The organism is Victivallis lenta, from assembly GCF_009695545.1.
GTDB classification, from domain to species: Bacteria; Verrucomicrobiota; Lentisphaeria; order Victivallales; family Victivallaceae; genus Victivallis; species Victivallis lenta.
Genome location: NZ_VUNS01000003.1, coordinates 21,478 through 47,045, shown reverse-complemented (window position 1 = coordinate 47,045; position 25,568 = coordinate 21,478). Strand labels below are relative to the sequence as shown.

21 protein-coding genes are annotated in these 25,568 nt (G+C 59.8%); 10 read left to right on the top strand and 11 right to left on the bottom strand.

Translation table 11 applies throughout. The features are described 5' to 3' along the window. Positions 1–73: 73 nt before the first annotated feature. The 7 genes from FYJ85_RS04020 to FYJ85_RS03990 form a co-directional block, all read right to left on the bottom strand. Positions 74–928, bottom strand: a complete 855-nt coding sequence (locus FYJ85_RS04020; protein ID WP_154417066.1) for a hypothetical protein — start codon at positions 926–928, stop codon at positions 74–76. Then, positions 925–3,999, bottom strand: coding sequence for a beta-galactosidase (locus FYJ85_RS04015; protein WP_206212961.1), 3,075 nt, complete (start codon positions 3,997–3,999; stop codon positions 925–927). The genes FYJ85_RS04020 and FYJ85_RS04015 overlap by 4 nt, the downstream gene beginning before the upstream one ends. Positions 4,000–4,003: 4 nt before the next feature. After that, complete coding sequence (locus FYJ85_RS04010; RefSeq protein WP_106054021.1) at positions 4,004–4,717, bottom strand: prepilin-type N-terminal cleavage/methylation domain-containing protein; 714 nt, start codon at positions 4,715–4,717, stop codon at positions 4,004–4,006. A gap of 10 nt (positions 4,718–4,727) precedes the next feature. Beyond that, positions 4,728–5,726, bottom strand: a complete 999-nt coding sequence (locus FYJ85_RS04005; protein ID WP_106054020.1) for a LacI family DNA-binding transcriptional regulator — start codon at positions 5,724–5,726, stop codon at positions 4,728–4,730. Positions 5,727–5,974: 248 nt separating this feature from the next. Beyond that, a complete protein-coding gene (locus FYJ85_RS04000; RefSeq protein WP_206212960.1) occupies positions 5,975–8,530 on the bottom strand; it encodes a polysaccharide lyase family 8 super-sandwich domain-containing protein in 2,556 nt (851 codons plus the stop codon). 20 nt (positions 8,531–8,550) lie between these two features. Further along, positions 8,551–9,309: a prepilin-type N-terminal cleavage/methylation domain-containing protein gene (locus tag FYJ85_RS03995; RefSeq protein ID WP_154417178.1), complete on the bottom strand. Its 759-nt coding sequence runs from the start codon at positions 9,307–9,309 to the stop codon at positions 8,551–8,553. Positions 9,310–9,337: 28 nt separating this feature from the next. Beyond that, the gene (locus FYJ85_RS03990) at positions 9,338–10,645 is read right to left on the bottom strand and encodes a GntR family transcriptional regulator (RefSeq protein ID WP_154417063.1); all 1,308 of its coding nucleotides are present in this window, start codon (positions 10,643–10,645) and stop codon (positions 9,338–9,340) included. Between the two features lie 260 nt (positions 10,646–10,905). On the opposite strand from FYJ85_RS03990, the gene FYJ85_RS03985 reads away from it, so the two are divergent. Continuing rightward, complete coding sequence (locus FYJ85_RS03985; protein ID WP_206212959.1) at positions 10,906–11,808, top strand: family 43 glycosylhydrolase; 903 nt, start codon at positions 10,906–10,908, stop codon at positions 11,806–11,808. Positions 11,809–12,056: 248 nt separating this feature from the next. On the opposite strand, the gene FYJ85_RS03980 is transcribed toward FYJ85_RS03985, so the two are convergent. The 3 genes from FYJ85_RS03980 to FYJ85_RS03970 form a co-directional block, all read right to left on the bottom strand. After that, on the bottom strand, positions 12,057–14,393 hold the full coding sequence (locus tag FYJ85_RS03980) for a glycoside hydrolase 5 family protein (RefSeq protein WP_154417062.1): 2,337 nt from the start codon (positions 14,391–14,393) through the stop codon (positions 12,057–12,059). A gap of 41 nt (positions 14,394–14,434) precedes the next feature. After that, complete coding sequence (locus tag FYJ85_RS03975; protein WP_206212958.1) at positions 14,435–15,229, bottom strand: prepilin-type N-terminal cleavage/methylation domain-containing protein; 795 nt, start codon at positions 15,227–15,229, stop codon at positions 14,435–14,437. A 507-nt stretch (positions 15,230–15,736) separates the two neighbouring features. Further along, entirely contained in the window at positions 15,737–16,801 is a 1,065-nt protein-coding gene (locus FYJ85_RS03970; protein WP_158704085.1) for a LacI family DNA-binding transcriptional regulator, read from the bottom strand. Positions 16,802–17,013: 212 nt separating this feature from the next. Here FYJ85_RS03970 and FYJ85_RS03965 point away from each other — a divergent pair, with 212 nt between their 5' ends. The 3 genes from FYJ85_RS03965 (at position 17,014) to FYJ85_RS03955 (ending at position 18,845) form a co-directional block, all read left to right on the top strand. Next, positions 17,014–17,736: a Bax inhibitor-1/YccA family protein gene (locus FYJ85_RS03965; RefSeq protein ID WP_106054013.1), complete on the top strand. Its 723-nt coding sequence runs from the start codon at positions 17,014–17,016 to the stop codon at positions 17,734–17,736. Positions 17,737–17,753: 17 nt separating this feature from the next. Continuing rightward, complete coding sequence (locus FYJ85_RS03960; protein WP_154417060.1) at positions 17,754–18,095, top strand: hypothetical protein; 342 nt, start codon at positions 17,754–17,756, stop codon at positions 18,093–18,095. Positions 18,096–18,176: 81 nt separating this feature from the next. Continuing rightward, positions 18,177–18,845 (top strand): DUF1559 family PulG-like putative transporter, encoded by a 669-nt coding sequence (locus tag FYJ85_RS03955; RefSeq protein WP_206212957.1) that lies wholly within the window; start codon positions 18,177–18,179, stop codon positions 18,843–18,845. A 58-nt stretch (positions 18,846–18,903) separates the two neighbouring features. Here FYJ85_RS03955 and FYJ85_RS03950 read toward each other — a convergent pair whose 3' ends face one another. Continuing rightward, positions 18,904–19,776: an ATP synthase subunit B family protein gene (locus FYJ85_RS03950; protein ID WP_154417059.1), complete on the bottom strand. Its 873-nt coding sequence runs from the start codon at positions 19,774–19,776 to the stop codon at positions 18,904–18,906. A gap of 319 nt (positions 19,777–20,095) precedes the next feature. Between FYJ85_RS03950 and pstS the strand changes: the two genes are divergently transcribed. The 6 genes from pstS to FYJ85_RS03920 all read left to right on the top strand — a co-directional run bounded on the left by pstS (position 20,096) and on the right by FYJ85_RS03920 (position 25,562). Next, positions 20,096–21,145, top strand: a complete 1,050-nt coding sequence (gene pstS / locus FYJ85_RS03945) for a phosphate ABC transporter substrate-binding protein PstS (protein WP_106054009.1) — start codon at positions 20,096–20,098, stop codon at positions 21,143–21,145. Positions 21,146–21,179: 34 nt separating this feature from the next. Further along, on the top strand, positions 21,180–22,118 hold the full coding sequence (gene pstC / locus FYJ85_RS03940) for a phosphate ABC transporter permease subunit PstC (RefSeq protein WP_106054008.1): 939 nt from the start codon (positions 21,180–21,182) through the stop codon (positions 22,116–22,118). A gap of 1 nt (position 22,119) precedes the next feature. Continuing rightward, complete coding sequence (pstA, locus tag FYJ85_RS03935; protein WP_154417058.1) at positions 22,120–22,995, top strand: phosphate ABC transporter permease PstA; 876 nt, start codon at positions 22,120–22,122, stop codon at positions 22,993–22,995. Then, positions 22,985–23,755 (top strand): phosphate ABC transporter ATP-binding protein PstB, encoded by a 771-nt coding sequence (gene pstB, locus FYJ85_RS03930; protein ID WP_106054006.1) that lies wholly within the window; start codon positions 22,985–22,987, stop codon positions 23,753–23,755. The genes pstA and pstB overlap by 11 nt, the downstream gene beginning before the upstream one ends. Positions 23,756–23,765: 10 nt before the next feature. Next, positions 23,766–24,440, top strand: a complete 675-nt coding sequence (gene phoU, locus FYJ85_RS03925) for a phosphate signaling complex protein PhoU (protein WP_106054005.1) — start codon at positions 23,766–23,768, stop codon at positions 24,438–24,440. Positions 24,441–24,740: 300 nt separating this feature from the next. Further along, positions 24,741–25,562, top strand: a complete 822-nt coding sequence (locus tag FYJ85_RS03920) for a hypothetical protein (protein ID WP_154417057.1) — start codon at positions 24,741–24,743, stop codon at positions 25,560–25,562. The last annotated feature ends 6 nt before the right edge of the window (positions 25,563–25,568 follow it).

The window sequence follows — 25,568 nt, the reverse complement described above, 5'->3', positions numbered from 1 at the left end:
AACCGGCTGTTCGGCACGGAGCAGCAGGATCTGCATCGGCTTCTTCCTGTGGCGGGAAACGCCGGTGATATGATCATTCCAGCAGCAGATCATCAATCCGGAATACGCATTTCTCTTTTCCGGTTTCCGGGCAGATTGCGACTCCGCGGATATCCGTTGCAACATCGCGTTCCGGCTTGAAGTGGAACGACGATACCGGCAATTCCACGAGTTTCCACTCGCCTCGAACGATGCCGAATTCCTCCGGTCGGAAACGCATGACGGCGGATTCTTTTCCGCCGATCAACTGAATCCAGACCGGTTTCGGCGTATCGTCGAAGCGAATCCAGAAGGAAATCATGGTTGCCTTTGCGGCATTCAGCCGTCGCATCGCGCCGACGTCGTACCACGGAACGTTGCTTTTCGGTTCGACAGTGACGAGGAGCGAACCTCTGCCTTCTTTCTTCATGTTGGGATCGGCAGCGAGTTTTGTGTGGTACATCGGAATCCAGCCGTCGGAAGAGTCGGCGGAGCTGCCCCGCACTTCGGGAACGGAAGGAACATTGACCGGGATGAGCCCGACCGATTCTATGTAGTAGCCCGGTGCATTCCAGTCGACAAGGCGGATCGGCCAGCTGCCGTCATAATGAAGGGTTCCGAATTCGTAATCCGCATATGCGGCAGAAGTCTTGACTGCACCGGAAAACCTCTCCGCACCGGTGAAGTTGTCGACCGCCCGCAGTGTAAACGTGCCGGAGTGGCCGGAGCGCAGCCGCCCGACGACCTTATAGTCTCCCGGCAATGGACTCAGTCCCGGTACGAACCAGACATAGATGCCGTCTTTGTCCCGGGTTGATTGATCCCCTTTCCCATGCCAGACATATCCGGGGGGAGCCGCATGGAGGACAGCTGCCGACAAAAGGCATAAAATAATGATTGCCGATTTCATTTTTTCACTCTGAACATCACGGGTTGACGGGAATTGAGTTCAAACGGGAAACGGATTTCAGATCCGGCAATCAACTCCATTGCCGAATTGAGCAGTTTCCCTTCGAGTTCAGGCTGCACTTTTGCGGCCGGTCCGTAATTGACCGCATAAAAAAGATACTCGTCCGGTGCGGTACGTATGCTGCGCAATTCGACCTGCCCCGGCTGAACTCCTTTCAGCCGCACCGGACGGGAGATGCCGGATTCCGTCAGCAACCGGTCGAGCGCGACCGGATTTAGTGTTTTATCGTCAAGTTTCCACATCGTTTCCAGCGGAGGAAGCGGATCTCCGTAGGGGTCGTTTTGCAGCGCACCCTCCGCGGCTGCGATTTTACCGCCTTGTTTCGTGAACCGCCTCAGAGCATCCACGGTGCCGGCCGGAATAAAGGCCGCTTTCGGAATGACGATCAGTTTTATTTTGCCGAACTTGTCTCCTTCGAGCTGACGTTCGCTGATGAACCGGATTGGGGTATCGAGGTTTGAGAGCATGGTGTGATATTGCCGCAGCGACGACGGATATCCTTTGTCGCAGTAGAGGGAGGCGGGGGAATACAGAATGCCGACTTCCGCCTCCGGAATCTGCTGCTGGAACCGGACGATTTCGGGTGTGAGCCGCCGGATGTCCAGCACCGACCGGCCAAGCGCTTCGAGTGCTTCCGGAATATGCAGCATCGCACCGGCAACCTGCATTTCCGCCGAATAGGAGTTCGCCCAGGCAAAGTACTCGCGCATTCCTTCTCCATGCAGAACGGCGCTCCAGCAGTCGGTCACAATCTCCTCCGGCTTGATTCCGCTCGAGACGTGGAATTCAGTATCGGCGGCGGGTTTGCCGGGAACCATCGATCGGTAGTAGTCGAGATGAATCGTTGCGGCACAATCCGAGCCGACAATATCCATGAGTTCACCACGCTCCTCACGTTCGACGCCCACCGGCGTATATTGTTCCGGATTCAGGTCTGTCACGGCGATGGTTTTGATCTGGCGAAGCTTGCCGGGAGCGTATTTTTCAGCCGTAGCCCGCAGAAAATCGACATTTTCAAGCCCTTCGGCATAGCGAAAGCATTCCCAGTCATAAAAACCGCCGGTCGTTCCGCGTTTCAGTACGGCCGGATCGATTTCATCGAAACTCTTGTACGCACTTTTCCATTTTCGGTTCAGTTGTTCAACCGAAGCGTATTTTTCCTGCATTGCGGCAAGAAACCTTTCGCGCATTTTCGGATGCACATCACCGCGGAATCCGTCGGAAAACGACCATTCATTCACGAGATTCAGAGAAACGAGATTCGGTTCGTTTCGAACGATCGGCAGCAATACAGCCCACATTTCCTCGATCATCTGTCGGGTGGCCGGAACATAGAACGAACTGCCGACCCAGCCGCTGGCTCGATATCGCGCCATTTCCGGGAATGCCTTTTTCCATGCTTCCGGAATCGGATGCGGCGAGATGAGAAAGTCGTATGCGAGATTTCGCCTGTGCATATTTTTGATGTGGCGCAGGATGGTGTTTCCGAAATCGGTACGCTTTTTACCCGGTGCCGGAGCTGCATCCTGTACGATCAGCGTTCCGCCGATGAGATTGAATCCTGCATCGGCGATGAGGTCAATATCCGGATAGACCTCCCACCAGCCATGCGGCCCGATGAGGATGACAGGGTCGTCACCGGAGTAGAATGCGCCGTCTCGTACACGAAGATTATCCACGGATACCTTCGGCACCGGACGGTGCAGTTTCTGATCTTTCTCGAGAGCTTTGAGTTCCGCCTCGGCAAGATCAAGACTTCGGTCGAGGTAACGGAATTGCCGGTTGATCTTTGCAGGCAGAGCGAATTTCCGGAGCCTTGCCGGATCTGCAAGATCCGTGTCCCGGTGTTTCAACGTGATATCGCAGACAGCTGCTGCGACGAGAGGATAATCGATCGGTATGCCGCGGGAAGCCGCTGCGGCAAGTCTGGCACGGAATTCCGTATTTTTGGCTTTCAGCTCGGCTGAACGTTTTTTGAGGATTTCTGCGGAGAGATTCAGGATTTCTGCAGAAAGTTCGACTGTTTCCCCTTTCCATGCAGCGGTGACCCGGGCATCGAGCCCGTGGCCGCGCAGCCGTCCGGTCTCGTAACGGAAGCGCAGTTCTGTTCCGCCCGGCTCCGCCTGAACGTTTTTCTTTTCGGTGTGAATGACTTTTTCGCCGTCGAGAATATCGAGTTGTGCCGAAAGGGAAGTCTTCGTATCGGTCGGCAGACAGACGCTGATTATAACCGGATCGCCGCTTGAATACTGGCTGCGGTCCGTCGAAATCGTCGGCTCCGATTTACCGGTTCCGGCCGGCACCAGCCGGACATTGCGGAACATGAAAGCGAGCTTCTCTTCGCCGATTCCGGGCGTCCAGTGCAGCCAGCCGCGCCGTTCCCTGCCGTCGTTCGCATTGTAGAGAATGTTGAAACCGAAATGGTCTTGTTTCGCCGGATCGAACGGCACAAGCCGGCTCCAGGGAATCGCGGCTTCATAGAACTGAATCCCTTTCCCGAGTTCCGTGACCTTGACTTTCACATCGCCGGCTTCGCCGGAGCTGCCGGTCATTCCGGCGACCCAGCAGTGTGCGACATCCCGGCCGTCGGCAAGCTTTCCGAAACCGATTTCAACATCGTTGCCGTCGTAACCGGGCAGCAGTGTATCGTCCAGCGGATCAAATGCAGCCTGAAACCCGCTGCCGCGGTAAAGCTGGCCGCTGCTTTCCTGCTTCACGAAACTCGCGTCGCGGACCAGCCCGGCGAGATAGAGGTTTGCGCTGTCATACAGCAGATAGACGGTTGCCTCGACGTCATCCGGTCCGCGCCAATCCGGGATCACCCGGTTTTCGGAACCATTCAGGAAGAGCGGCAGCGCGCCCCGGCTGCACCAATCGTCCGGATTCCCCCGGAATTCAAAGTTCCGGCTTTCCCGGCACGGATAATCGGCTTTCTGGGCGACGACCGGATTTTCGGCAGCAAGGGCAACACTTCCGGCGAAGAATACTGCTGTGAAGATTTTTTTGATCATGGCGTCAGATTCCAAGGTAAGAACGGTCGCGGCGTTCGACGGCAACATGTCCGGCCGGCCGGAGCAGGTGAAACTTATAGGCCGCACCGGCGACCCACTGCGAGGTTCCGATATGCTTCGCACATGACATCATAACATAATCCTTTGTTTTCGGGTCGCTTCCGAAAAAGCGGGTCAGCTTCGATTCGCTCTCCATCTGAGTCAGGTCGCCGCCGAGAAACCAGACGTTCTTGATGCCGTGCTGGTAGTAGCTGCCGTAAAAGCCGGTGGTGGGGGCATTGAACGATTCCGGCGGCGGACCGCCTTTTACGACTTTATCCCATTCATTCTGCCGCGTCCGCTCCGTATCACTCGGGCAGAAGAAAAGCTCCGCATTCGGTAAATACTTCCGGAACCAGAGGCGAGTGGCTCCCTGCATGCACCATTCCGCACTGGTTCCGGCAATGAAGAGATGTTGAATCGCCCAGCCATATTGTCCCTGCCACTCCGAGCCGGGAGCATAGCGGCCGTGGATCGCGGGAGCGTTCGGGATGCAGTCTTTATGATCGTTCGCGAACATTGCGAAACCCGTTCCGAACTGTTTCAGGTTGTTGATGCAGCGCGCCTCCTTGCCGCGTTCCCGCGCTTTCTGCAGGGCCGGCAGCAGCATCGAGGCGAGAATCGCGATGATCGCAATAACTACCAGAAGCTCGATCAGGGTGAAATGGTTTCGTTTCATGCTAATCTCCTTAATTTGTTGCAGAAGAGACGGGTGAAGTCGAATTTCGGATGATGAGTTCAGGAATAAGTACCAGAGCCTCCGGCATTGCCTCTGCCGGGTCAATCGCGTGCATGAGCACTTGAACCGTATGAGCCGCGATCGGGCCGATCGGCAGACGAAGCGAAGTCAGCGGCGGGAAGGTCATTGCTGCGAGCGGGGAGTCGTCATGGCCGATAATCGACATCCGTTCCGGCAGCCGGATTCCCCGGCTGATCGCCCATTGGATCAAGCCGGCGGCGACAGCGTCGTTTCCAGCTAAAACCGCAGTCGCATCGCTATTGAACAAGGCATCTGCGATTGCGTAGCCGGCTTGAATGGTGCCTTCCGGGGCCTGAAAAACCCGAACCGGAATATCCGACAGATCGAGCTGTTCCCGGTAAGCGGCAAAACACGGATCGGCTTGTCCATGCCGCGCCCGGCTGTCGGAGGGAATAATCGCGATATTGCGATGACCAAGTTCGTTCAGATAGCTCAGCGCGGTCCGGGTGCCGGCCGCGAAATCGATAATCAACGGAGCATCCCGGTGACGCCGATAGGTGATCAGCGGAACACCGCCGGCCAGTTTCTGCGCCTCGTTTTCATCAAGCTCAGGCAGGGTATTCAAGATACCGTCTACCATGCCGTTGGAAAATTTTCCGAGCAGCGTGCGCCCATTTTCGAGGCGGTCGGCGGTTCCGAGTACCATTTGAATTGAGTGGCGGGAAAATTCGCGGCCCAATTCTTCAAGCAGCGCTGTCGTGTGCGGATTATTCAAATTTTCGACCAGTACCCCGACCAGGCCGGTCCGGCGTGTATTCATCACCCGCGCGGCGAAGTTCGGGCGGTAGCCGAGTTCTTCGACCGCCTCCATCACCTGCCGCCGGACTTCGGTGCTGATCCGGCGTTTGCCGCTCAGAGCGTGGGAGACCGTGCTTTTCGAGACTCCCAGATGGTTCGCAACGTCTGCGATCGTCACGTGATTGCTCATTGTTTTCCTGTTTCGCTGTTGTTTGTCAAACCGGTTTGATTATATTATGGCAAACTGGTTTGATTTTGTCAAGAGCGATTCGGAAAATTTTGCGAAAATTATTCAAGCGGGAAAGAGCTGCCCGTCCTGGAACGTTATGGATTCCGCCGCCGAGCCGGCGGAACCCCCGCAACGCGGGGGACGCTGGTCCGCACTTCGCCAAAGGCCTCCGTTGACCAGGAACCCTGCTCCGCAATGAATTCGGGCCGCTACCGGAAGCGGACCTCCACGGTGGAGCCTGCCTGTTCGCCGGACGGCAGTTCCACCGTTTTCGACACGCCGTTCCGGCGGAGCGTCATCGATTTGAGCTTCGCAGTCGGATCGGCCGCATACACCTGCTCTCCGCCGATCAGAAATACGCCGGGGGAGTCGGTCGTGAAATCACCGAGCGTTCCGGGGGCGTAGAAGATCGCGCCCGTCGTGCCGTCGGCGAATTCGACGGCCTGAAGCTCGACGGTGCAGGCGAGGATTCTGCCGTTCTTCCAGCCGGCCGTCTCTTCCGGCGTTGCTCCGGGCAGGATGGCGAAGGTGTACGATGCGTTCTGCGGCCTGAGTCCGTGGTCGACGGTCAGGGTGAACAGATCCTGCACAACCGGGACGGGTTCGGCGAGGCCGCCCTCCAGATAGCGCCAGTCGCCTTCGCGTTTGCCGGTTTCGAGCTTCATGCCTACGCCGCGGTAACCGATGCCGTCGTGCCAGAACCAGTTGTCGCCCTGCCTGATTTCGCCGTTGCGCAAACAGGAGTTGACGGTACTTGCGACCGGGTGCGGACTCGATGCCGTGATGCCGCTGCCGAGTTCATAAACAGCATTCGTATCAAAGAAATAGCCTTTCCGCGCCTTGACGCCGTCGAGGTTCATGGTGAATACGGCGACGCCGTGCGTACCGTCGGTTGCGCCGCCGACGAAATCGGTTTCACCGAGCCGGCGGAACTTGACGCTGTGGGTCCAGCGCGGCGGCTTGCCGCCGGAACGAACGCCGCGCCGGGCGCTCTCCTCCGGTGTGTAAATCGGGGTTTTCGGCAATGTGGTTCCGGGCAGGCGGGTCCAGTCCCAGCAGGCCGTGATGTCCTCGTACTCCCTGCCGGAACGCATGACGAGGCAGACGCCGTCGGAGAAGTAGCGCCCGAGCGCATTGTCCCAGTTCGTGTCGTCTTCGATCGGGCGGACGCGGACCGAGTTCATGCGTACCGCCGCATACCACTCCGGCCGGCGGTGGACCATATAGTCGGAATTCCAGAAGTGGCGGTTGCCGACCAGCGTGTTTTTTCCGCCGCGGTTGCGTTCGAGCGCCGCATCGTACCGTTCATGCGGGCCGGGGTCGGCATTGCGCAGCCGGTCGAAGGTGGCGACGGTGCGGAGCCCCTTGTTTTTTCCGGCGCGGCGGCCGAGCTGGCGGCCGCAGGCGAGCAGGTCCATGTCGCCGTTCCAGAGCACCCACTGAAAGCCGTTGAAGGCGAGGTGGCGCATGATCTCCCACTGCTCCGGCGAAAGCTCCCAGCGCGTCCCCTTCCAGATGTTCGACCAGTAGCCGATGTTCGAGAAGAATTCGCCGCCGTAGTTGCCGAACTGAATCTGCGGCCCGTGCTGGTGGTAGCAGCCGTCGGCGCGGATGCCGCCGAACGCCCAGGAGGTTTTGTCGTCGACCGGCGCCATGCGGATCTCCTCCGACAGCGCGGCGGCGGCTTCGGTCAGCGGCGCGACATTCCGTTCGAGCAGCGCGCGGCGGAAGATGTTCGCGGCGATGAATACGCGGTTGTTGCCGGTGTAACGCGGCATGAACTTCGCCTGGCGGCAGACCCGCAGCGCGGCGGTGCGGACCGGGCCTTCCGGGAACAGCTCCGGCGTCAGCAGCAGGATATCGCCCATGGTCTGCGGGACGGACATGTCGTTCCACCACCAGTTCGAACTCATCGGCCGCTGCCCGCTCCACCAGTTGACCGCCTTCTGCACGGCGCGGCCGATCGCTTCGTCGTGATGGAGCGGATGATCCGGCGCTGCCCAGACGCGGGCGAGCCGCAGGGCATTCCCGAGGTGGCGTGCCACAAGCCAGACCGAGCGGTTGTCGTCGTCGTAATCGATTCCGGAGAAGGTTCCGTCCGTCCGCTGGGCTGCGACGAGCTCGAGCGCCTCCTCCTTTGATATGGGAGCAACCGTCAGCAGACGTTCGCGCATGCGGGATTCGATAAGGTCGAGTTCCTTTGCCGTTTCCGGCGTGACGGGGACTTTTTCCGTCTCTTCGCCCAGAACGCCGAAACGGAAGGTGGAAAGATCGAATTCCGCCTGGCCGGAACTGTCCTGCAACCCGAGTCTCAACACCCCTTCTGCAGCATCCGGCAGGATGTCCTCGACGATTTTCGTCTCCCGCCAGTCGAACGTTCCTTGCGGGTTCACTGCACCGGGCCATTGTTCTCCCCGTTTCGGGCTTTTGTAATAAAGCAGAAATTTCACGCCGTTGTACGGCTGAGGCGGTTTCGACACGTTCCGGCCCCGCACCCGGACCGAGGCCTGCAGGGTTTTTCCGGCAAACGGTTTCAGGTCAATGATCGCGAATGCGCAATTTTGTCTGTTGACATCCTTTGCATCCTTCGGAACGTCGACCTGCAGGAATTGTTTTCCGTCCCGGTCCACAATTTTGCAGTAACGGGTGAGCTTCCAGTTCAGCTGGTTTGCTTTCAGCTCCGGATTCTCCGCTGCTCGGACAGCCGGTGAAAAAGCCCCGGCCAATACGACGGCTAAAGCAGCCCATTTCCACCGTTTCAACATTCGCTTTTCCTCTTTCATATTCAACGTATCACCACACCGTCTTTATTCAGCACATAAGTAATTTTATTCGTGGTTTCTCCGAGACCGCCCTTGTCGAGCGACCCGGAATGGCCGTCTCCGAAAAGAACATTCGCCTTCGCGCCGTGTCGCAGCATAACTCCCTTCTGAAAACCGCTTTCCTCCTTATGCTTGAATGCCTTGGAGCAGAATCCCGCATTGGAGGACATGAATTCATATCCGGTATCGGCCACAAGGACGGTACGGGAAGGCTGCTTCATATTTTTCAGAATGAGGTACTTATTCGATGCATCCACGCGCAGGGGCAGATTACCGACCTCTCCCTTGATCTCATCCCAGTTACCGGAATACTGTAATTCGGCCAGTCCGTAGGCGAATTGACTCCGCCCGGGATCGCTTTGCATGGTCGGACACCAGGTGACGCTTTCCGGTCCGGAAAGGTACGGTACAATTCCCCACTGTTTGAAATCGATCTTCCGGCCGGACAGGGATGGATCGTTGAAGTGTTTCCAGCCGAGCAGAGCGTTGTTCCACGTAATGTCGGTGTTGCCATCCCCTCCCTTGCGTGTCTGGATGATGATCCCGTGATTGTCGTTGGAGTAGAATTCCAATCCCATTCCGCACTGTTTGAGCTGTGAGAGACAGGTCGCCGCCTTTGCCCGTTCCCGCGCCTGGTTCAGTGCGGGCAGCAGCATCGAGGCCAGAATCGCGATGATAGCGATGACGACGAGGAGTTCGATCAGCGTGAACGGCTTTCTCATGGAGCGTTTCCTTTCGGCAAGGGGTTGGTTACTGGTATTCGATATAGGTCCGCATGGCGGCCGCGAGTTCGGCGGCCGCCTTCTCCGGGTTCAGCCCGGCCCGCCAGATGCGGTTGATGCAGCAGTTGACCAGTTGGTGCAGCTCCGGCCAGGCAAGACTGCCGTCCGGCACGATCCGGGTCATTTCGGAGAAGAAGACCGCGTCGCGCGGATCGTTTTCGTCGAAGCTCCGGATCGCGGCCGACCGCCGGATCGGAATTCCGTAACGGAGTTGGCCGAGCCGCTCCTGAATTTCCGGCGAGAGCAGCAGCCGGAGCATCTCCCGGACCTGCCCGAAATCATTGACCTGCCGACGCACGCAGAACAGGTCGCTAGCCTGCCGGATTCGGTCGGCTCCGCCCGGGATCATCGGCAGCGGCACGCAGATCCAGTCGATGCCGGAGTGAAAATCCACATCCTCCCGCGTGCCGCTGAACAGCGCCACCGTACCGTCGAAGAAACGACCGCGGATCGTTTCGCGGGTACTGGATGCGCCGGGCGCATCCAGCACGTCCTTGAGTTCCTTGAGCCTGCGGAGCCCTTCGACAGTCTGCGGATCGTCGAACTTCACCTGCCAACGTCCGCCTTCGCGGACTACAATGCCGCCGCCGGCGCGGAACAGGAAGTTCATCCAGAAGCTTGGAGACTGGAACAGGCTGAATACCTGTTCCGCCGGATAGACGCGGCGGAGCTTCCGGAGCAGCGTGATGAACTCCCCCCAGCTCCAGCCCGGATACGGCAGGTCGCCGCCGGCCTCGCGGATCATCGCGGTGTTGCAGCAGAGCACCCACGGCGAAAAGATCAGCGGAATCCCGTACAGCTTGCCGCTGCGGGAGTAGAAGGATTGGAACTGCGCCATGAAAAAGTCGCTGCGGTCCGGATAGAGCTCGTCGAAGAGCCCGGCCAGATCGAGATACTCCTCCTGCCGGAACTGGGCCGTCCAGGTCGGTACGATCTCATAAGCGCCTTCCCGGAATTTATCGCATACCCGGACCGACGGAACCGCTTCGCGCAGCAGGTCGGCCAGCACATTTTTCCAGACCGGGCGGAAGGTCTGGAAACTGTCAGGCAGAATCCGCTGCGGCCAGTCGGCGCGGATGTAAGTTCCCTGTCGCGGAACGCTGGTCAGAATGCCGTCCCGCACCAGCGAGGTGAACGCCATCTGCGTAATCGCGAGCGAAACGCCGATCTCGTCCGAGTACTCGCGTGCGGCGGGCAGTTTGTCGCCCCCCCTGAGTTCACCGTTTTCTATTTTCCGCAGGATATATTCCCGCGCAGTCTGCAATTTATCTGACATCGTGTATTTTCCTTCACCCAGTTTCTTTTATTATGATGTAAGTTTGTAACATTGTCAATAGCGATTTCAGATTTTTCTTGAACATTAATAGGATTTCTGACTCAATCAGCAGAAATCATTTCGTGAAACGCGATTTTTCGAGGATGAAAACGGATGCTTATTTTTTGTGACATTGTTACAAATTCAGTTCAAAATCGGACTTGCAAATCAATCGGCGCCGGTGTACATTTCGTGAAATCAACCAGGGAGCAGGAAAGCAGATGATGTATTTTGCCGACACCACGCGCGGAAAAAATTATGCCAAGGACCCGGCAGTCGTTTTTTTCGGCGGCCGTTACCTGATGTATTACTCGGTTCCGCCGTGGGGAGACGGCCGCCCGCATGACGGCTGGGTCGTCGGCGTGGCCGAGAGCCGCGATCTCGACAACTGGACCAAAATCTGCGACCTGCCGCGCCTGACCGCGCTGGAGGAGAACGGATTCTGCGCCCCCGGCGCGATCGTTCTCGACGGCACGGTTCATCTGTTTTACCAGACCTACGGCAACGGCGCGAACGATGCGATCTGCCACGCCGTGAGCCGGGACGGAATCCGTTTTACGCCGAATGAGACGAATCCGGTCTTTCATCCGGCCGGCGACTGGACCTGCGGCCGCGCCATCGATGCGGATGTGATTCCGTTCAGGGGGCGGCTCTGGCTCTATGTGGCGACCCGCGACCCGAAGATGGAAATTCAGAAGCTGGCGGTCGCCTCCGCGCCGCTCGACGGCGCATTCCGCCGCGACGAGTGGCGGCAGGAGTGTTCCGATTCCATTCTCCAGCCGGAGCTGCCGTGGGAGCAGAAGTGCATCGAAGCCCCGGCGCTCTGCGAGCATGAAGGAAGGCTCTATCTCTTCTACGGCGGAGCATATAACAATTGTCCGCAGCAGATCGGCTGCGCCGTGAGCGAGGATGCCGTCCATTGGAAGCGCGTCTCGGATTCCCCGGTTCTTCCCTGCGGGGAGCCCGGCAGCTGGAACAGTTCCGAGTCGGGTCATCCGTTTGTCTTCACCGCGCCGGACGGCGTCCAGCATCTGTTCTATCAGGGCAACAGCGATCACGGCAGAAGCTGGTATCTGTCGCGCCGGGAGATCCGCTGGCGCGGCGGCGTGCCGGTTTTCGAGTAGGAGCCCGGCCGCCCGTTAAAACGTGCGGAGCGTGCGGGAGTGATGCTGATATAATGCGCCGCGGGACTCGGAGAGGCATTTCATCCGCCTCCGAATCCCGCGGCGCATTTCGCGGTCAGTATCGGGAATCCTCCGACACCCCGGGCAAGTTTCGGATTTCAGTCGCGGGGCCGCTCCCGTTTACGCTTTGCTCGAAGGCTTCACGTTCTTGAAAATCCGGATGCTTCGACTTCCCGGGCTGAGGAGCTTCACTTTCTGAAGAACTTGATCAGCAGGACCGTCTGTCCGAGGGGCAGCTCCGTCACGGTCGCTTTGCCGTTTTCAAACTTCACCGGCAGGTCGAAGCTCTCGCCCGTCATCATGTCGATCGCCACCGGCATGGCCGTGAAATCCTGCAGGCCTCCGACTTCGAAGCTCACCGGGCGTGTATTGAACTCCCCGCTGTACGGCTGCATCGACCAGACTGCCGCCATGCGCTCATTCGGGCGGTCCGGCTGCCGGAACGCGGCAAGCCGCACTCCGTTCGCCGCATCGATTTTCGCCGCGTCCCAGTCTTTGACCAGCTCGCCGCGGACCATGCTGCGATGCAGGGCCTCCTTCGTCACCTTCAGCTGAAGCGACGGGTCCGGCTCCGCTCCGGCCAGCAGCGAATTCATCCGCTGCAGCACGTAAAATGCCGGCTTGCGGCTGTAATCCGCCCGCAGAATCCCGAAATTCGCCTCGTCCGTCGCCGGATTCGAATCGTAGTCGTCGATGAAGTCGTACTGGCAGCTGACCGCCACCGGCAGCGAGAGGCTTTCGACGAAGCGCCGCAGCAGATAGAGCGCCTGCGCCTGCTCGCTGAAGCCGACATAGAGCCCCTTCGCTTTCGCATCGCTCAGCTCGAACGTCGTGAAGCCGAATTCCGTCACCCAGAGCGAACGCGGTTTTCCGGTCTTGCGGAAATGTTCGTGATAGGACTCGACCAGCCCTCTGAAGGTATGTTCGTCATCGCCGATTGCGATGCCGTCGCGCTTGGCCAGCCGCTTTCCGAACGGGACCTTTTCCGGCGGCAGCGAGAACGTGTACGGATGCTCGACGACTCCGTCGAGGTTCTTCGATACACCGGCATTCAAGGCGTGGAAGTTGGTCGGCGCGCAGGAACCGAGCCCGATGACCGTTTTGTCCGGTGCGATCTTTTTAATCAGGTCGGCTCCGGCGTTCGTATATTCGACATGTTTTCTGACCCATTCCGAAACCGTGCCGTCGGATTCGTAGCCGTTCCAGCTGCCGTCTTTTCCCTTGTGCCTGAAGGTCTGCCGCCACTGGCCGAAGTTGTTCGGCTCATTGCCGAGCTCATAGATATTCACGTAATCGCGGCTCTGCTCCACCATTGCCCGGACTTTGTTCAGGAACTCCGGAATCGTCTCCTTCGCGCTCATGCCGATGACGACGATCTGTTCGATGCCGCGCTCCTTCGCTTTTTTCAGCGTTTCCAGATCGACGTCGCGGATTTTCCACGAACCGTCCGGCAGCTTGTCCATGGCGAGTCCTTCGCGGATGAATTTGAAACCGCAATTTGAGATCTCATCGAGCAGCAGTTCTTTCGGATACCATCCCTTGAAAGCGCCCTCCGGCTTCGGCGCGTAGCTGAAGTGGACGCAGGTGCCGAACTTCGACTTTTCGATTTCACGGCTCGACCTCGGATCGCCGAGATTGACCGTTCCGGCCAGCTTGCCGCTGAGTGTCGTCACGAATTCCGCCCTGGCGCCGTTGTCGTCCGCCACCTTCAGCGTGATCCGGTAACGGTTGCGCGGATTCACCTCCGCCGGGAACGGCACTTTGTAGTAGACCGGATTCGTGTTTCCGGGGGTCAGCCGATAGCGCCGCACCAGGTCGCGTCCCGGCTGCGGAAAGACGATCTCGAGCTGCGCCGGGCGGTCGCCGGCCGAAACCGGAGTGATTTTCAGCATCGCGCCTTCAAGCTGCGGCATCCATTCGCCTTTCAGCGTCCAGCCGGCCAGGTTCCGCTCGAAGCCGGTTCCCGATACGGCGTTCTCCGGCAATTCCGGCACTTCCGCCGTAACTGACTTGATCGTCACGGTTCCGGCCGGCGGCTGATCCTTCCCCTTCGTCGCCATGAGCCAGACCGATTTGAGCGGGAACTCCGGGCGGTTGTGGGTGCCGCTGCCGCCCCACGCGGTCGACCACGGGCCTGTCGTGCTCAACGTCAGCTTTTCATCGACGCCTTGGCGGAGCGTGAATCCTTTGCCCTGAAAGGTGCGGCCGGTGGAGTCGATCAGCCGGTAATTGAATCCGACCGGACTGGAGGCGTTGACCGTGACCGACAGCGAATCCGCCTGCGGGACCGCCAGCTTCTTCGGGTGGCAGCCGACGTACTGGCCGCCGCCCGCGAAGTCGTAACCGAGCTTCAGGCCGTCCGCTCCGCCCGAGAGCGAAACCTTCGCCCCTTTGAATTCGGAGCCGTTGAACGAGTTCCAGCCGGCGGTCGAGCGGCAGCCGTCGAGGATGACTTCAACAGCCGGAAGTGTACTTGCGGCGGCAACCGCGGCACACGCGGTACATATTCTGAGAAAGTGCTTCATGGGTGATTCCTGTTGTTTGGTGAAACTCTATCCTGGTTGTTTTACGGTCTGGTGAAACTGTCGGGACGCTGCGGATTCCATTTGTTGTACGGCTTGTACTGCGCCTCGCCCCAGTCGACGCCGAGCTGGTCGTTGTTGTAAAGTCCGCGGCAGACCGAGCCGATGCCGGGCGTTCCGGTGCTCGAATAGGCGAACGACACATGGCCGTCGAGCCAGACGACCGTGCAGTTGCGGCCGTGGAACGGATATGCCTGCGGGTTGGCTGTATTGGCCATCGCATGGGCATAGTAGTAGCCGGACGGATTGGTGTTCACCTCGGTCGCGGCTTCGGCGAACAACACCGTCGTCGAAAGCAGCTTCGAACGGGCCGGCTTATAGCCGCGCAGATAATCCCGATTGAAACCGTAGGAGACCCGGCAGCTGTCGAACCGTTCGGTTATATCCGGATTGTTCAGGTTGACCCTGTCTTCCGGGCACCACCAGAAATCCTTCTTGGTTTTGCTGTTGATGGTGTAGGGGCGCGCCAGCTGATGCCAGAGCGGATAGGTGCCGTTGTTGTAATACAGCGTGCCGCTGTTGTCGTCCACATACATTTGAGTTGCCAGCCCGATCTGCTTGGCGTTGCCGACGCATTTGGTCTTATAAGCCGAACTGCGCGCTTTCTGCAGAGCCGGAAGCAGCATCGAAGCCAGAATCGCGATGATCGCAATCACGACGAGAAGTTCGATCAAGGTGAATTTACAGCGCATAATACCGGGTATGTGAAACAAAGCAGCATTGCCGCCCGGCGAAAAAAGCGCGGTATGCGCCGCGCAGCGGATGTGAACGAACTGCACGGTTCGGCGGCAGCCGAAGCGGGCAGCGAGGAGCAAGCGCGACGAAGGTGAACGCAGCGGAGCGAAGGCCCTCTGCCGCAGCCCGCGAAGCGGGCGGTGAAGAGTTGGCCGCCGCAGGCGGACAAGTAAGGAGGACAAAGTCCTCCGCCGCGGGCGGGAAGGGCGCAACCCACGGGAAATGAAAGCCCGGCACAGAGTAAGAAATGGGGGTGCGGGGGAAATGTATTTCCCCCGCGAATCCCACGACCATGAAGACGGACGAGACCAGGAAACAAAAACGGAACAATTCTGCCGCCAGAGGCCGAATAAATTCATTCAACCAAAAGGAGTTACATCATGACAGACCGTACATGGAAACATCACATACCCGGTATTATGCGCAACCTCGGTTGTGCGGAGGTGCTCCAACGGCGAATCCTGTTCGGGCGAAATTTCTCTGCTTCATGCTTCACTCCAGGGTTTGTCCGGCTGATTTGAGGGAAACCGGACAGTAAACGACTCTATTTTTCAGTATGTTTCCGCCTTGGCCGCAATTTGCCGCACCGACTGGCGTTCGATCAAGGACGGCGTCAGGCGGATATGGAAAAAGGGCTTTTCCCGGTTCAATATCTTGCGGAGTTCATCATGCACCTTCTCGATCACGCCGGAATGATTCATCTCAATGCTGTCGAGCGGCGGACTCATGAATTTGTTGGACGGCAATTCGTCATGGGCAACGATGCTGACGTCGTCGGGAATGGAGATGCCGCGGTCGCCGAATACCTTGTAAACTTCAAGCGCGGTATGGGCGCTGATGATGAACAGCCCGGTGAAATCAAGCCCGTTGCGATCCAGATACGCGCCGAGGCAGTTGTAGGCGCGGCGGTCCGGATTGCTCCAGCTTTCGATCCCGACATCGATGACCTCCACCGAAACTCCGGTGAGCCGCGCAAAGTCGGTGAAGCCCTGGCAGCGCATGTCCAGGCCGTCGCCGTGCGGCTCCGTCACCAGCATGGCCAGTTTGCGGTGGCCGTGGTTGATCAGATGGGCCGCCGCGATCGCGCCGCCGGCGGCGGCATTGCCGGATACCATCGACAGCCCGATGTCCGCAACCTCATGATCGATGATCACGGCCGGAATCGGCAGAGAACTGATATAGCGCAGCCCGTCCCGGCTGATCGGTCCGGACGGCGGCATGATCAGCACCGCGTCGCAGTCGTCGACCGGAAGAGTCCGGAAAAACTCATCGCTGCGGTCCAGCGTCCGGCTGCTGAACAGGAATTCGCCGCTGCGATCCGCAAAGGTCCGCCACTCCGCCTCGAACCGCTTGAACGATTCGCTCGGCCACTTCGGATACAGCAGCCGATAGTGCAGCAGCCGGCGCGGCGACAGGTTCCGCGTGAAGTAGCCGTCGCCCGGACGGCGGATCACGACGTTTTCGGCAATCAGCTTCTGCATGACCTGCTCGATGGTCCGCTGGCTCGTGTTGAACCGCGTCATCAGTTTGCGGATCGGATGAAAACGCGAATTCGGAGGCAGGGCCGCCGCCTCCTTTTTCAGTTCGACGGCTATATCGTCTTTCCAGTTGCTCATGATTTCGACCCCGTGCGATCGTATTGAATACGCGCTGCAATTACATATTACTACAATATAGTATGGCGTATTCATACACGATCGGCAAGAAACGATTCTGAAAAAAATTGAAAAAAATCGGTTCTCTTCCCGGCGGCGATACGGTTCCGATTTGGAAAAACAGGATTTTGATGTATAGTAGAAATATCGCAAGTAATTGAAGGAGAATTGCCATGTCTGAAAACTATTCTTATGATTCCATCGGAGCGGCGAATGCCTCTTCGTCCGCGCTGCAGGCCGGCTTCGTGAACCGGGTGTTCGGCTGGATGACCGGCGGGCTCGCCCTCACCGGCGCAATGGCGTGGGCCGTGTACAACATTGAGCCGCTTTACAAGCTCGTGCTCGGGACGCCCGGCGTGTTTACGGTGCTGATCATCCTGGAGCTTGTCGTGGTCATCGCGATGTCGGCGGCGGTCAATAAGCTGTCGTCCGCCGGAGCCGCCGCCTGCTTCATCGGCTTCGCGCTTCTGAACGGGTTGACGCTGAGCTCGATCTTCGTCGCCTACGAAATGAGTTCGATCGCCGCGACCTTCTTCGTCACGAGCGGGACTTTCGGCGGGGCCGGGCTTTTCGGTTATCTGACCAGGCGCGACCTCTCCGGCGCGGGCGGCATCGCGTTCATGGCGCTCTGGGGGCTGATCCTCGCTTCGATCGTCAATATCTTCTGGTATCATACGCTGGTCGACCGGCTGATCTGCTATGCCGGCGTGGCGATTTTCGTCGTGCTGACCGCGTGGGACATCCAGAAGATCAAGCGGATTTCGTTCGCCGTCGCCGACGGCAGCATTGAGGAGGAAGCCGGCAGGAAGTATGCGGTCTACGGCGCGCTTTCGCTTTATCTCGACTTCGTGAACCTGTTCCTCATGTTCCTGCGGCTCTTCGGCGGCCGCCGCTGACGGGAGGAGGAGACCGCTTGCTGCAGAGACTGACCGGCCGCCGTTTTCTCCTGTTTCTGGGCGCGATGCTTTTCGCGTTCAACGGCGTCCTGCACCCGCTGTTCCATACGGCTGCGGCGCAGCGGGGAAAAACGGCGGAGACGGCGGCGTACGACTTTCGCGACGACCGGCACGCGCAGCTGCATCCGGCGCCGCACTGCCCGGTTTGCACCGGCATCTTCAGCGCCGCCGAGCCGGCGGCGGATGCGGCAATGCTTTTCCACGAGCCGCCGGCTGCTCCGGCTGCATCATTTCCGTCCGCCGTTCCGGCGGCGGTTCCCGCTTGCGCCCAGGCGCGCGCCCCGCCGCGGATTTCCTGATTCCAGTTTTCGATCCCCAAATCCGGTCCGGCCGTTTTACGCCCGGATTGTGTCCGTTGTATGGAAATTCAGGAAATCATCATGAAAAAACATTTTACCCTGATAGAACTTTTAGTCGTCATAGCGATCATCGCAATCCTCGCCGGGATGCTGCTCCCGGCACTGAATCAGGCGCGGGAACGCGCCCGCAGCACGACCTGTCTCAACAACCTGCGCCAGACCGGCCTCGCTTTTGCGCTCTATGCGGACGCCTTCGGCGGAACCTATCCGGTCGTGCATACCGGCACTTTCGATCACCATCACGAGCTGACGCCGGAGGTCGAGTGGTTCCAGCCGCTCACGGCGGCCGGTTATGACCTCAGTTATCTGCAATGCCCGTCCGACATGGGGTTCGACGCGGAGAACGGGAAACAGAGCTACGTCATGAACAGCATGCTGACCTTCGGGCGGAAAATTTCGACCCTGCGGCGTCCCTCCTTCTACATTGTACTCTCCGAACGCGGAGGCGATACGAAGGAGAGCGCCGTCGAACACCAGTGCTACGATGCGATGTGCGATCCGCACGAGTGGGAACACAACGTTGCGCAGACCCGGCACGGCAGCAGGTCCAACTACCTGTTTACGGACGGGCATGCCGCGCTTGCATCGTTCGCCGAAACCATCGGCGACGAATCGATTCCGAACAATCGGCACTTCATCGCCGACTGGGGTGGCGACAGCTACTTCACGGGGCACGACCACGGCCATTGAGCCGGGCGCGGGCATAAAAAACCGGGGAGCGTTCCCCGGTTTTCCTGCATCCGGCCGGCTATTCGGCGCCCTTCCGGTTCTCTTTGGCACCGCGAACCGGACGCGCCTTGAGCTGTTTCAGGTATTTCTCAGGGTCTCTGGCGTTTTCGATCGACCGGTTCAGGAATCCGATCGAGCGTTCGAGCGCGGCGGTATCCTTCTTTTCGCTTTTCGCCTTTTCGAGCGCCTTCTGCTGACGCACCAGGGCGGCCTGATAGATCCTGCCGGCCGATTCGACCTCCTTCCTCACCTCGGGCGTCACGGAGGCGGCCTTCAGCAGCCTGGCATTGAGTTCCTGAAGCTGTTTGCCTTCGTCGGCCGTAAAAATCCGGCCGAACGGTCCCCGCGCCTTGCCGCCTCCTTTCTGGTCGGCGCCGAACCGGGGGCCGCCGGGCAGCGGAGCTCCGAATGCCGGTTCCCCTCCCATGCGGAAGTTGTCCGCGCGCGGCGGCCTCTGCGGGCGTTCTCCGCGCGGCCGGATCATGCGCTGCAGCTGTTTTTCGACCTCTTCATCCTTGTTTTCGAGCCGCTTTCTGGCGCGGGCCAGCGCCTTCTCCGCGCGGTCGACCGCGATTTTCTGCCGGACTTCGAAGCTCTCGCCGATCTGCGCTTTCAAAGCGGCTTTCGTCTCGTCGCCCGGGTTTTCCCGGTAGGCGGCGAGCGCCTGTTCGACCTTTTTGGCGAGTTCGTCGAGCCTGGCGCGCTCCTCTTCGCTGAGACCGGGCATCATCCGGCCGCCGCGGGGACCGTCCATCGGCGGCCGCTGCGGCCGATCGGGCCGCTCCTGAGGCGGCGGGGGCGGCGGCGCGTCCTCGGCGCGAACGGGAGCGGGGAGCAGTCCGAGTGAAACCGCAAACGCGGCCAGCGGCAATGTCATTTTTCTGTTCATCATAACGCTTCCTTCCATGCTGGGTGCTGTTTTACGGGGCCCGTTGCAGGCCCTTTGCACAATTAACGCGGCCGGATCGCACTTATTGTGCGAATTCGAAAAATAAGCAATGCCAGCAGGTTAGAACTCCGGACGGCGGGAGATCAAGGGGATTTTCCGGGGAGCTTCCGCGGAAATTTCCTTTTGTCCGTTTCGTTTTTCTGAAGAGCTTCTAATCCGATCCTAACCGAACGCTAACATTGCGGGGCTATGTTATCTGCATGTAACCCGGAAGTCCGCAACGATGTTTTGTTCCGGGATAATCCAATCGAATGGAGTGCATATGAAGAAGAATCTGTTCCGTACCGCGCTTGCGGCTTTGTCGCTGTCGCTGCCGTTCGCCGTTTCCGCCGCCGACCTTTCGATCAGCGGCGCCGGCGCCTCGTTTCCGGCCCCGGTTTACCGGGTCTGGACCTACAATTACGGCGAATCGACCGGCAACAGGATCGAGATCAACTATCAGAGCAGCGGTTCCGGCGCCGGCATCAATCAGGTCAGGGACAGGACCGTCGATTTCGGCGGCACCGACAATCCGCTGACCAGAGAAGAGCTCGACAAAGCCGGCCTCTGCCAGTTCCCGATGCTGACCGGCGGCGTGGTGGTCGTGGTCAATCTGCGCGGCGTGAAGCCGAACGCGCTCCGGCTCGACCGCAAAACGCTCGCCGACATCTTCCTCGGCAAAATCACGGCGTGGAACGATCCGGCGATCCGGGCGCTGAATCCGGAGCTCAGGCTGCCGAAGGTCCGGATCACCGTCGTCCGCCGCTCCGACAGTTCGGGTACGAGCTTCATCTTCACGAATTACCTGACCAAGATTTCGAAGGAGTGGGCGGAGCGGGTCGGCTGCGGTCCGGCGGTCAACTGGCCGGTCGGCATCGGCGGCCAGAAGAACCCCGGCGTCTGCAACAACGTCGCCCGCATCAACGGCGCGATCGGCTACACCGAATACACCTACGCGGTCGAAGCGAAGCTCTCGATGGTCACCCTGGAGAACCGGGCCGGCAAGTTCGTCGCGCCGACTCCGGAGTCGTTCAAGGCTTCCGGCATCCATGCCGACTGGAAGAACGCTCCCGGCTTCTATATGGTCCTGACCGACCAGCCCGGCGACGACAGCTGGCCGATCACGGGGCTGACCTACATTCTCGTCCAGCGCAATCAGACCGACGCCGGCAAGGCCGGGGCGATGCTGAAATACTTCAACTGGTGTTACACCACCGGCGCGAATGCGGCCTCCAAGCTCCACTATGTGCCGCTCGCCGAAGAGGTGGTCGAACTGGTCCGCAAGGCGTGGGCCGACGAGATCCGCGTAAACGGCAGCCCCGTCGCACTCTGAACGGAAAATCGGAACGGACCGGAATGCCAATCTCATGAACAACAGACCTAAGCTCATCAATCCGGCGTGTGCCGACCGGGCGTTCCGGCTGGTCGCGGCCGCCAGCGCGCTGCTTGTGCTGGTGCTGCTGGCGGCGCTGCTGATCCAGCTCGGCATCGGTTCGGCTCCGGCCTGGCGCGAATTCGGGCCGGGCTTTCTCGTGGGAACCGAGTGGGACCCGGTCAGGAACGTCTACGGCGCGCTCCCGGCGATCGTCGGAACGCTGCTGACGACCGCGCTCGCGCTGCTGCTCGCCGTTCCGCCCGCCTTCGTCACGGCCCTCTGGCTCGTCGACGCGCCGGCCGGAATCGGCGAGGTGCTGAGCCAGGCGCTCGATCTGCTCGCCGCGATCCCGAGCGTGATCTACGGCATGTGGGGGCTTTTCATCCTCGTGCCGGTCATGCAGGATTATGTCCAGCCGTTTCTGTCCGACACGCTCCGTCTCGGCAGGCTCCCGTTTTTCGGCGAGTACGGCAACGGCTTCGGGGTCCTGACCGCCGGTTTGATCCTCGCGCTCATGATTCTGCCCTATATGTCGGCGGTCATGCGGAATGTCTTTCTGATGACGCCGCCGATGCTGCGGGAGTCGGCCTTCGGCGTCGGCTGCACGCGCTGGGAGACCGCGAAGGACATCATCCTGCGCTACGGCGTCCGCGGGCTTCTCGGCGGAATCTTCATCGGGCTCGGCCGCGCCCTCGGCGAAACCATGGCCGTGCTTTTCGTGATCGGCAATATCGTGGAATTGCCGGAAAACCTTTATGCGAGCGGCACGACCATCGCCGCGACGCTCGCCAACAATTTCGCGGAAGCGGACGGCATCATGCGCGCCGTTCTCTTTGCACTGGGCCTGATCCTGCTTGTACTCGCGCTCGGTGTGCAGATTCTCGCGCAGTACTACCTGGTCATGACCGGGGCGAAACGGGGGGAGAACTGATATGACGGCAATCACACCCGACAAACGGCGCGGACTTTTCCGGCGCAAGCTCGCGGACCGCATCGTCGGCGTCCTGTCGGTCGCTGCGCTCGTTCTCGCGCTGGCCGGCATGGTCTGGATTCTCTGGACGGTCTTTTCGCGCGGCGCGTCGGTTCTCTCCTGGAGTTTCCTGACCGAACCGTCGAAACCGTACGGCGCGCTGAACGGCGGTATCGGCAACGCGATTCTCGGAACGCTGGCCATCACGTTCGGCGCGGCGGTCATGGGCATCCCTCCGGCCCTGCTGGCGGGAATCTACCTCGCCGAATTCGGCCGGGGGACCAGGCTCGGCGGCGCGATCCGCTTTGCGGCGAATGTCATGATGGGCATGCCGTCGGTCGTGGTCGGACTTTTCGTCTATGCGGTGCTGGTCATCCCGATGAGAGGTTTTTCGGGAATCGCAGGTTCGGCGGCGCTCGCGATCCTGATGTTTCCGGTCGTGCTGCGGACTACCGAGGACATGCTGCTCATGGTGCCGGATTCACTGCGCGAGTCGGCGCTCGCGCTCGGCTGCAGCCGGGCGCGCACGGCGGTGCGCATCGTCTGCCGCAGCGCCCGAGGCGGACTGGTCACCGGCATTCTGCTGGCCGTCGCGCGGGTTTCGGGCGAGACCGCGCCGCTTCTGTTTACCGCGCTCTGGAGCGATGCGTGGCCGAAGAGCTATTTCAACGGCCCGACGGCGAACCTGCCGGTACTGATCACCGAATATGCGACGAATTCCCCGTTCGAAGAGCAGCACGCGGCCGGCTGGGGCGCCGCGCTCGTCGTCACGCTGATGGTGCTGCTGCTGAATATTTCGACCCGGATCATCTTCAAGGAGAAACACAATGGACGCTGACGAAAAAATCAAGATCTCCGTCCGGAACCTCGACTTCTTTTACGCCGGGGGGCATCAGGCTCTTTTCGGCAACAGCATCGATATTCCGGCCAACCGGATCACGGCGGTGATCGGTCCCTCCGGCTGCGGCAAATCGACCCACCTGCGGGTCTACAACCGCATTTTCGAACTCTACCGCGGCCAGCGCGCCGGGGGCGAGGTCTGGATCGACGATGAGAATATCCTGTCGCCCGATGTCGATGTGCTCGAACTGCGCCGGAAGGTCGGCATGATCTTCCAGAAGCCGACGCCGTTCCCGATGTCGGTGTTCGACAACGTCGCATACCCGATGCGGCTGCATTTCAAAATGTCGAAGAGCGAAATCGCCGAGCGGGTCGAACATGCGCTCCGCGGGGCATCGCTCTGGGATGAGGTCAAGGACAAGCTCCGGAAGTCCGGCCTCGCGCTCTCCGGCGGCCAGCAGCAGCGGCTCTGCATCGCCCGGGCGATCGCGGCGGAACCGGACATTCTGCTGATGGACGAACCGACCAGCGCCGTGGACCCGGTAGCCACCTTGAAGATTGAGGATCTGGTCCTGCAGCTCCGTGACCGTTTCACGGTTGTCATCGTGACCCACAACATGCAGCAGGCGTCGCGTATTTCGGATTACACGGCCTTCTTCTACAAGGGCGAGATCATCGAATACGATAAGACGGAGAAGATTTTCACGAATCCGTCGCACAAGAAGACGGAAGAGTACATCACCGGGCGTTTCGGATGAGGAGGCATTCATGAGAGAACAGTTGGAAAAAGAGATCGTCCGCCTCAAGCGGATGGTGAGCAGCCTCGCCTCGGCGGTCGAGACGGCGGTTCAGCAGGCGGTTGCGGCGGCGGCCGGGCCGAACAGTGAAATGGCGGCGGCCGTGATTGCCCGCGACGATGCGATCGACCGCACCGAAATCACGATCGAGGAGGAGTGTCTGAAGATTCTGGCGCTGCACCAGCCGGTGGCGGGAGACCTGCGCTACATCATCACGATCCTCAAGGTCAACGGGGAATTGGAACGGATCGGCGACCTGGCGGTGAATATCGCGCGGCATACGCTCGATTTCGCGAACCGCCGGCACGAGGAGGTGCCCGAGCCGGTTGATTTTACGGAGATGGTGCAGCTGGTCCGGCAGATGCTGAAGCGGGCGCTCGATGCGCTGGTGTCGCGCAACTGCCTCGATGCGAACGAAGTTATGCGGCTGGACGGGGAAGTCGATGTGATCAACCGGCGGGTGATCGACCGGGCCATGGAGCTGATCGGGAAATATCCTCAGAACGCGGCTTACTACGTGGACGCGATGTTTATTTCGCGTCATCTGGAACGGATCGGCGACTGTACGACGAACATCTGCGAGGATGTGATTTACCTTGAGCTCGGCAAGATCGTCCGCCACTCGCGCGTGGAGGAGCCCGAGTAGAAGCTGCCGCCGTTCTGCTGATGCAGAAGGTCTATCGCGGTTATCTCCGGTTCGGCGGCGGCGCGGCTTACCGGGCCCTGGTCCAGAAATGGGGCTCATCGGTCCTGACGGGATTCTGAAAGGCGCGGCCCCGCAACTGAATTCCATCGGCTGCAGGCTCAAGAGGCGGTATCTATCCCCCCTGAATGAAACCGGAGATGGAAAAAGGGGGGAAAAATGCGGTTTCCCATTCTCGGGCACTTGAACCGGGCGGCTTCCTGCATTATACTCTGAGGAAATCACTCAACACAGGAGGAACCGATGGCCAATCAAGTCGCGTTCGGAGCGCAGTTGACAGAGAGCTGGAAACAGATTCGCCGGAACCGGAAGCTGCCGAATTTCATGGTGATTCTGATCCTGATCGGATTGGTGTTCATGGTTCCGTGCCTTGTCTGGGGACTGGTCGAGGCCCGGGCGCACTCCGGCGGCGGGGCGCCGCCGCGGCCGCCTGCCGTTTTCATGCTCTATAACGGTCTGCTCGGGCTTCTTTATCAGCCGCTTATCATCGGTTACTTCCGGGAGTTTTTCTGTCCGTCGCCGGCTTCGTACAGCCGTCCCTTCCGGACCGGTTTCGCGAGATGGCGACAGGTGCTCTGTCTGCTGCCGCTGTACGTGTTGTATTCCATCATCTGGGTCGTCTATTCCCTTCTGCCGCCGCTGCTGCAACTGCTGTTCTGGCTGCCTTTTATGGTGCTGATGCTCGCCTTCGGCATCTACTGGCAGTTCCTGCTTTCCGCAGCCGCGGCGGGAGAACCGGACCAGCCGTTCTCCGAGCTGTACTCGCGGGGCGGACGCGCCTTCTGCTACGGCTGGTGGCGGATGCTGGTGGTATTTCTGATTCTGATCGGCGTATCCCTGGTTTTCGGGATTCCGCTTATTCTGCTGACTCTTATGTTTGCTTTCGGCGTTCCTCCGATCGTCCCGCTGATCCTGATCATCATCTGGATCTGCGTGTCCATTGTCGTCTCCGTCTATATATACACTTATATGATGGCATGCAGCGCCCGGTTTTTCCGCGACGCACTGGGGATGCCGTCCGACCCGGACGAACAGCCCGGTACCGAACCTGAAATCACGCAATAGAGGAAA

What these genes read in the sequence shown, in the direction of transcription:
- FYJ85_RS04020 (WP_154417066.1), bottom strand. Translation starts at nt 928, where the DNA reads ATGAAATCGGCAATCATTATTTTATGCCTTTTGTCGGCAGCTGTCCTC.
- FYJ85_RS04015 (WP_206212961.1), bottom strand. Translation starts at nt 3,999, where the DNA reads ATGATCAAAAAAATCTTCACAGCAGTATTCTTCGCCGGAAGTGTTGCC.
- FYJ85_RS04010 (WP_106054021.1), bottom strand. Translation starts at nt 4,717, where the DNA reads ATGAAACGAAACCATTTCACCCTGATCGAGCTTCTGGTAGTTATTGCG.
- FYJ85_RS04005 (WP_106054020.1), bottom strand. Translation starts at nt 5,726, where the DNA reads ATGAGCAATCACGTGACGATCGCAGACGTTGCGAACCATCTGGGAGTC.
- FYJ85_RS04000 (WP_206212960.1), bottom strand. Translation starts at nt 8,530, where the DNA reads ATGTTGAAACGGTGGAAATGGGCTGCTTTAGCCGTCGTATTGGCCGGG.
- FYJ85_RS03995 (WP_154417178.1), bottom strand. Translation starts at nt 9,309, where the DNA reads ATGAGAAAGCCGTTCACGCTGATCGAACTCCTCGTCGTCATCGCTATC.
- FYJ85_RS03990 (WP_154417063.1), bottom strand. Translation starts at nt 10,645, where the DNA reads ATGTCAGATAAATTGCAGACTGCGCGGGAATATATCCTGCGGAAAATA.
- FYJ85_RS03985 (WP_206212959.1), top strand. Translation starts at nt 10,906, where the DNA reads ATGATGTATTTTGCCGACACCACGCGCGGAAAAAATTATGCCAAGGAC.
- FYJ85_RS03980 (WP_154417062.1), bottom strand. Translation starts at nt 14,393, where the DNA reads ATGAAGCACTTTCTCAGAATATGTACCGCGTGTGCCGCGGTTGCCGCC.
- FYJ85_RS03970 (WP_158704085.1), bottom strand. Translation starts at nt 16,801, where the DNA reads ATGAGCAACTGGAAAGACGATATAGCCGTCGAACTGAAAAAGGAGGCG.
- FYJ85_RS03965 (WP_106054013.1), top strand. Translation starts at nt 17,014, where the DNA reads ATGTCTGAAAACTATTCTTATGATTCCATCGGAGCGGCGAATGCCTCT.
- FYJ85_RS03955 (WP_206212957.1), top strand. Translation starts at nt 18,177, where the DNA reads ATGAAAAAACATTTTACCCTGATAGAACTTTTAGTCGTCATAGCGATC.
- FYJ85_RS03950 (WP_154417059.1), bottom strand. Translation starts at nt 19,776, where the DNA reads ATGATGAACAGAAAAATGACATTGCCGCTGGCCGCGTTTGCGGTTTCA.
- pstS (WP_106054009.1), top strand. Translation starts at nt 20,096, where the DNA reads ATGAAGAAGAATCTGTTCCGTACCGCGCTTGCGGCTTTGTCGCTGTCG.
- pstC (WP_106054008.1), top strand. Translation starts at nt 21,180, where the DNA reads ATGAACAACAGACCTAAGCTCATCAATCCGGCGTGTGCCGACCGGGCG.
- pstA (WP_154417058.1), top strand. Translation starts at nt 22,120, where the DNA reads ATGACGGCAATCACACCCGACAAACGGCGCGGACTTTTCCGGCGCAAG.
- pstB (WP_106054006.1), top strand. Translation starts at nt 22,985, where the DNA reads ATGGACGCTGACGAAAAAATCAAGATCTCCGTCCGGAACCTCGACTTC.
- phoU (WP_106054005.1), top strand. Translation starts at nt 23,766, where the DNA reads ATGAGAGAACAGTTGGAAAAAGAGATCGTCCGCCTCAAGCGGATGGTG.
- FYJ85_RS03920 (WP_154417057.1), top strand. Translation starts at nt 24,741, where the DNA reads ATGGCCAATCAAGTCGCGTTCGGAGCGCAGTTGACAGAGAGCTGGAAA.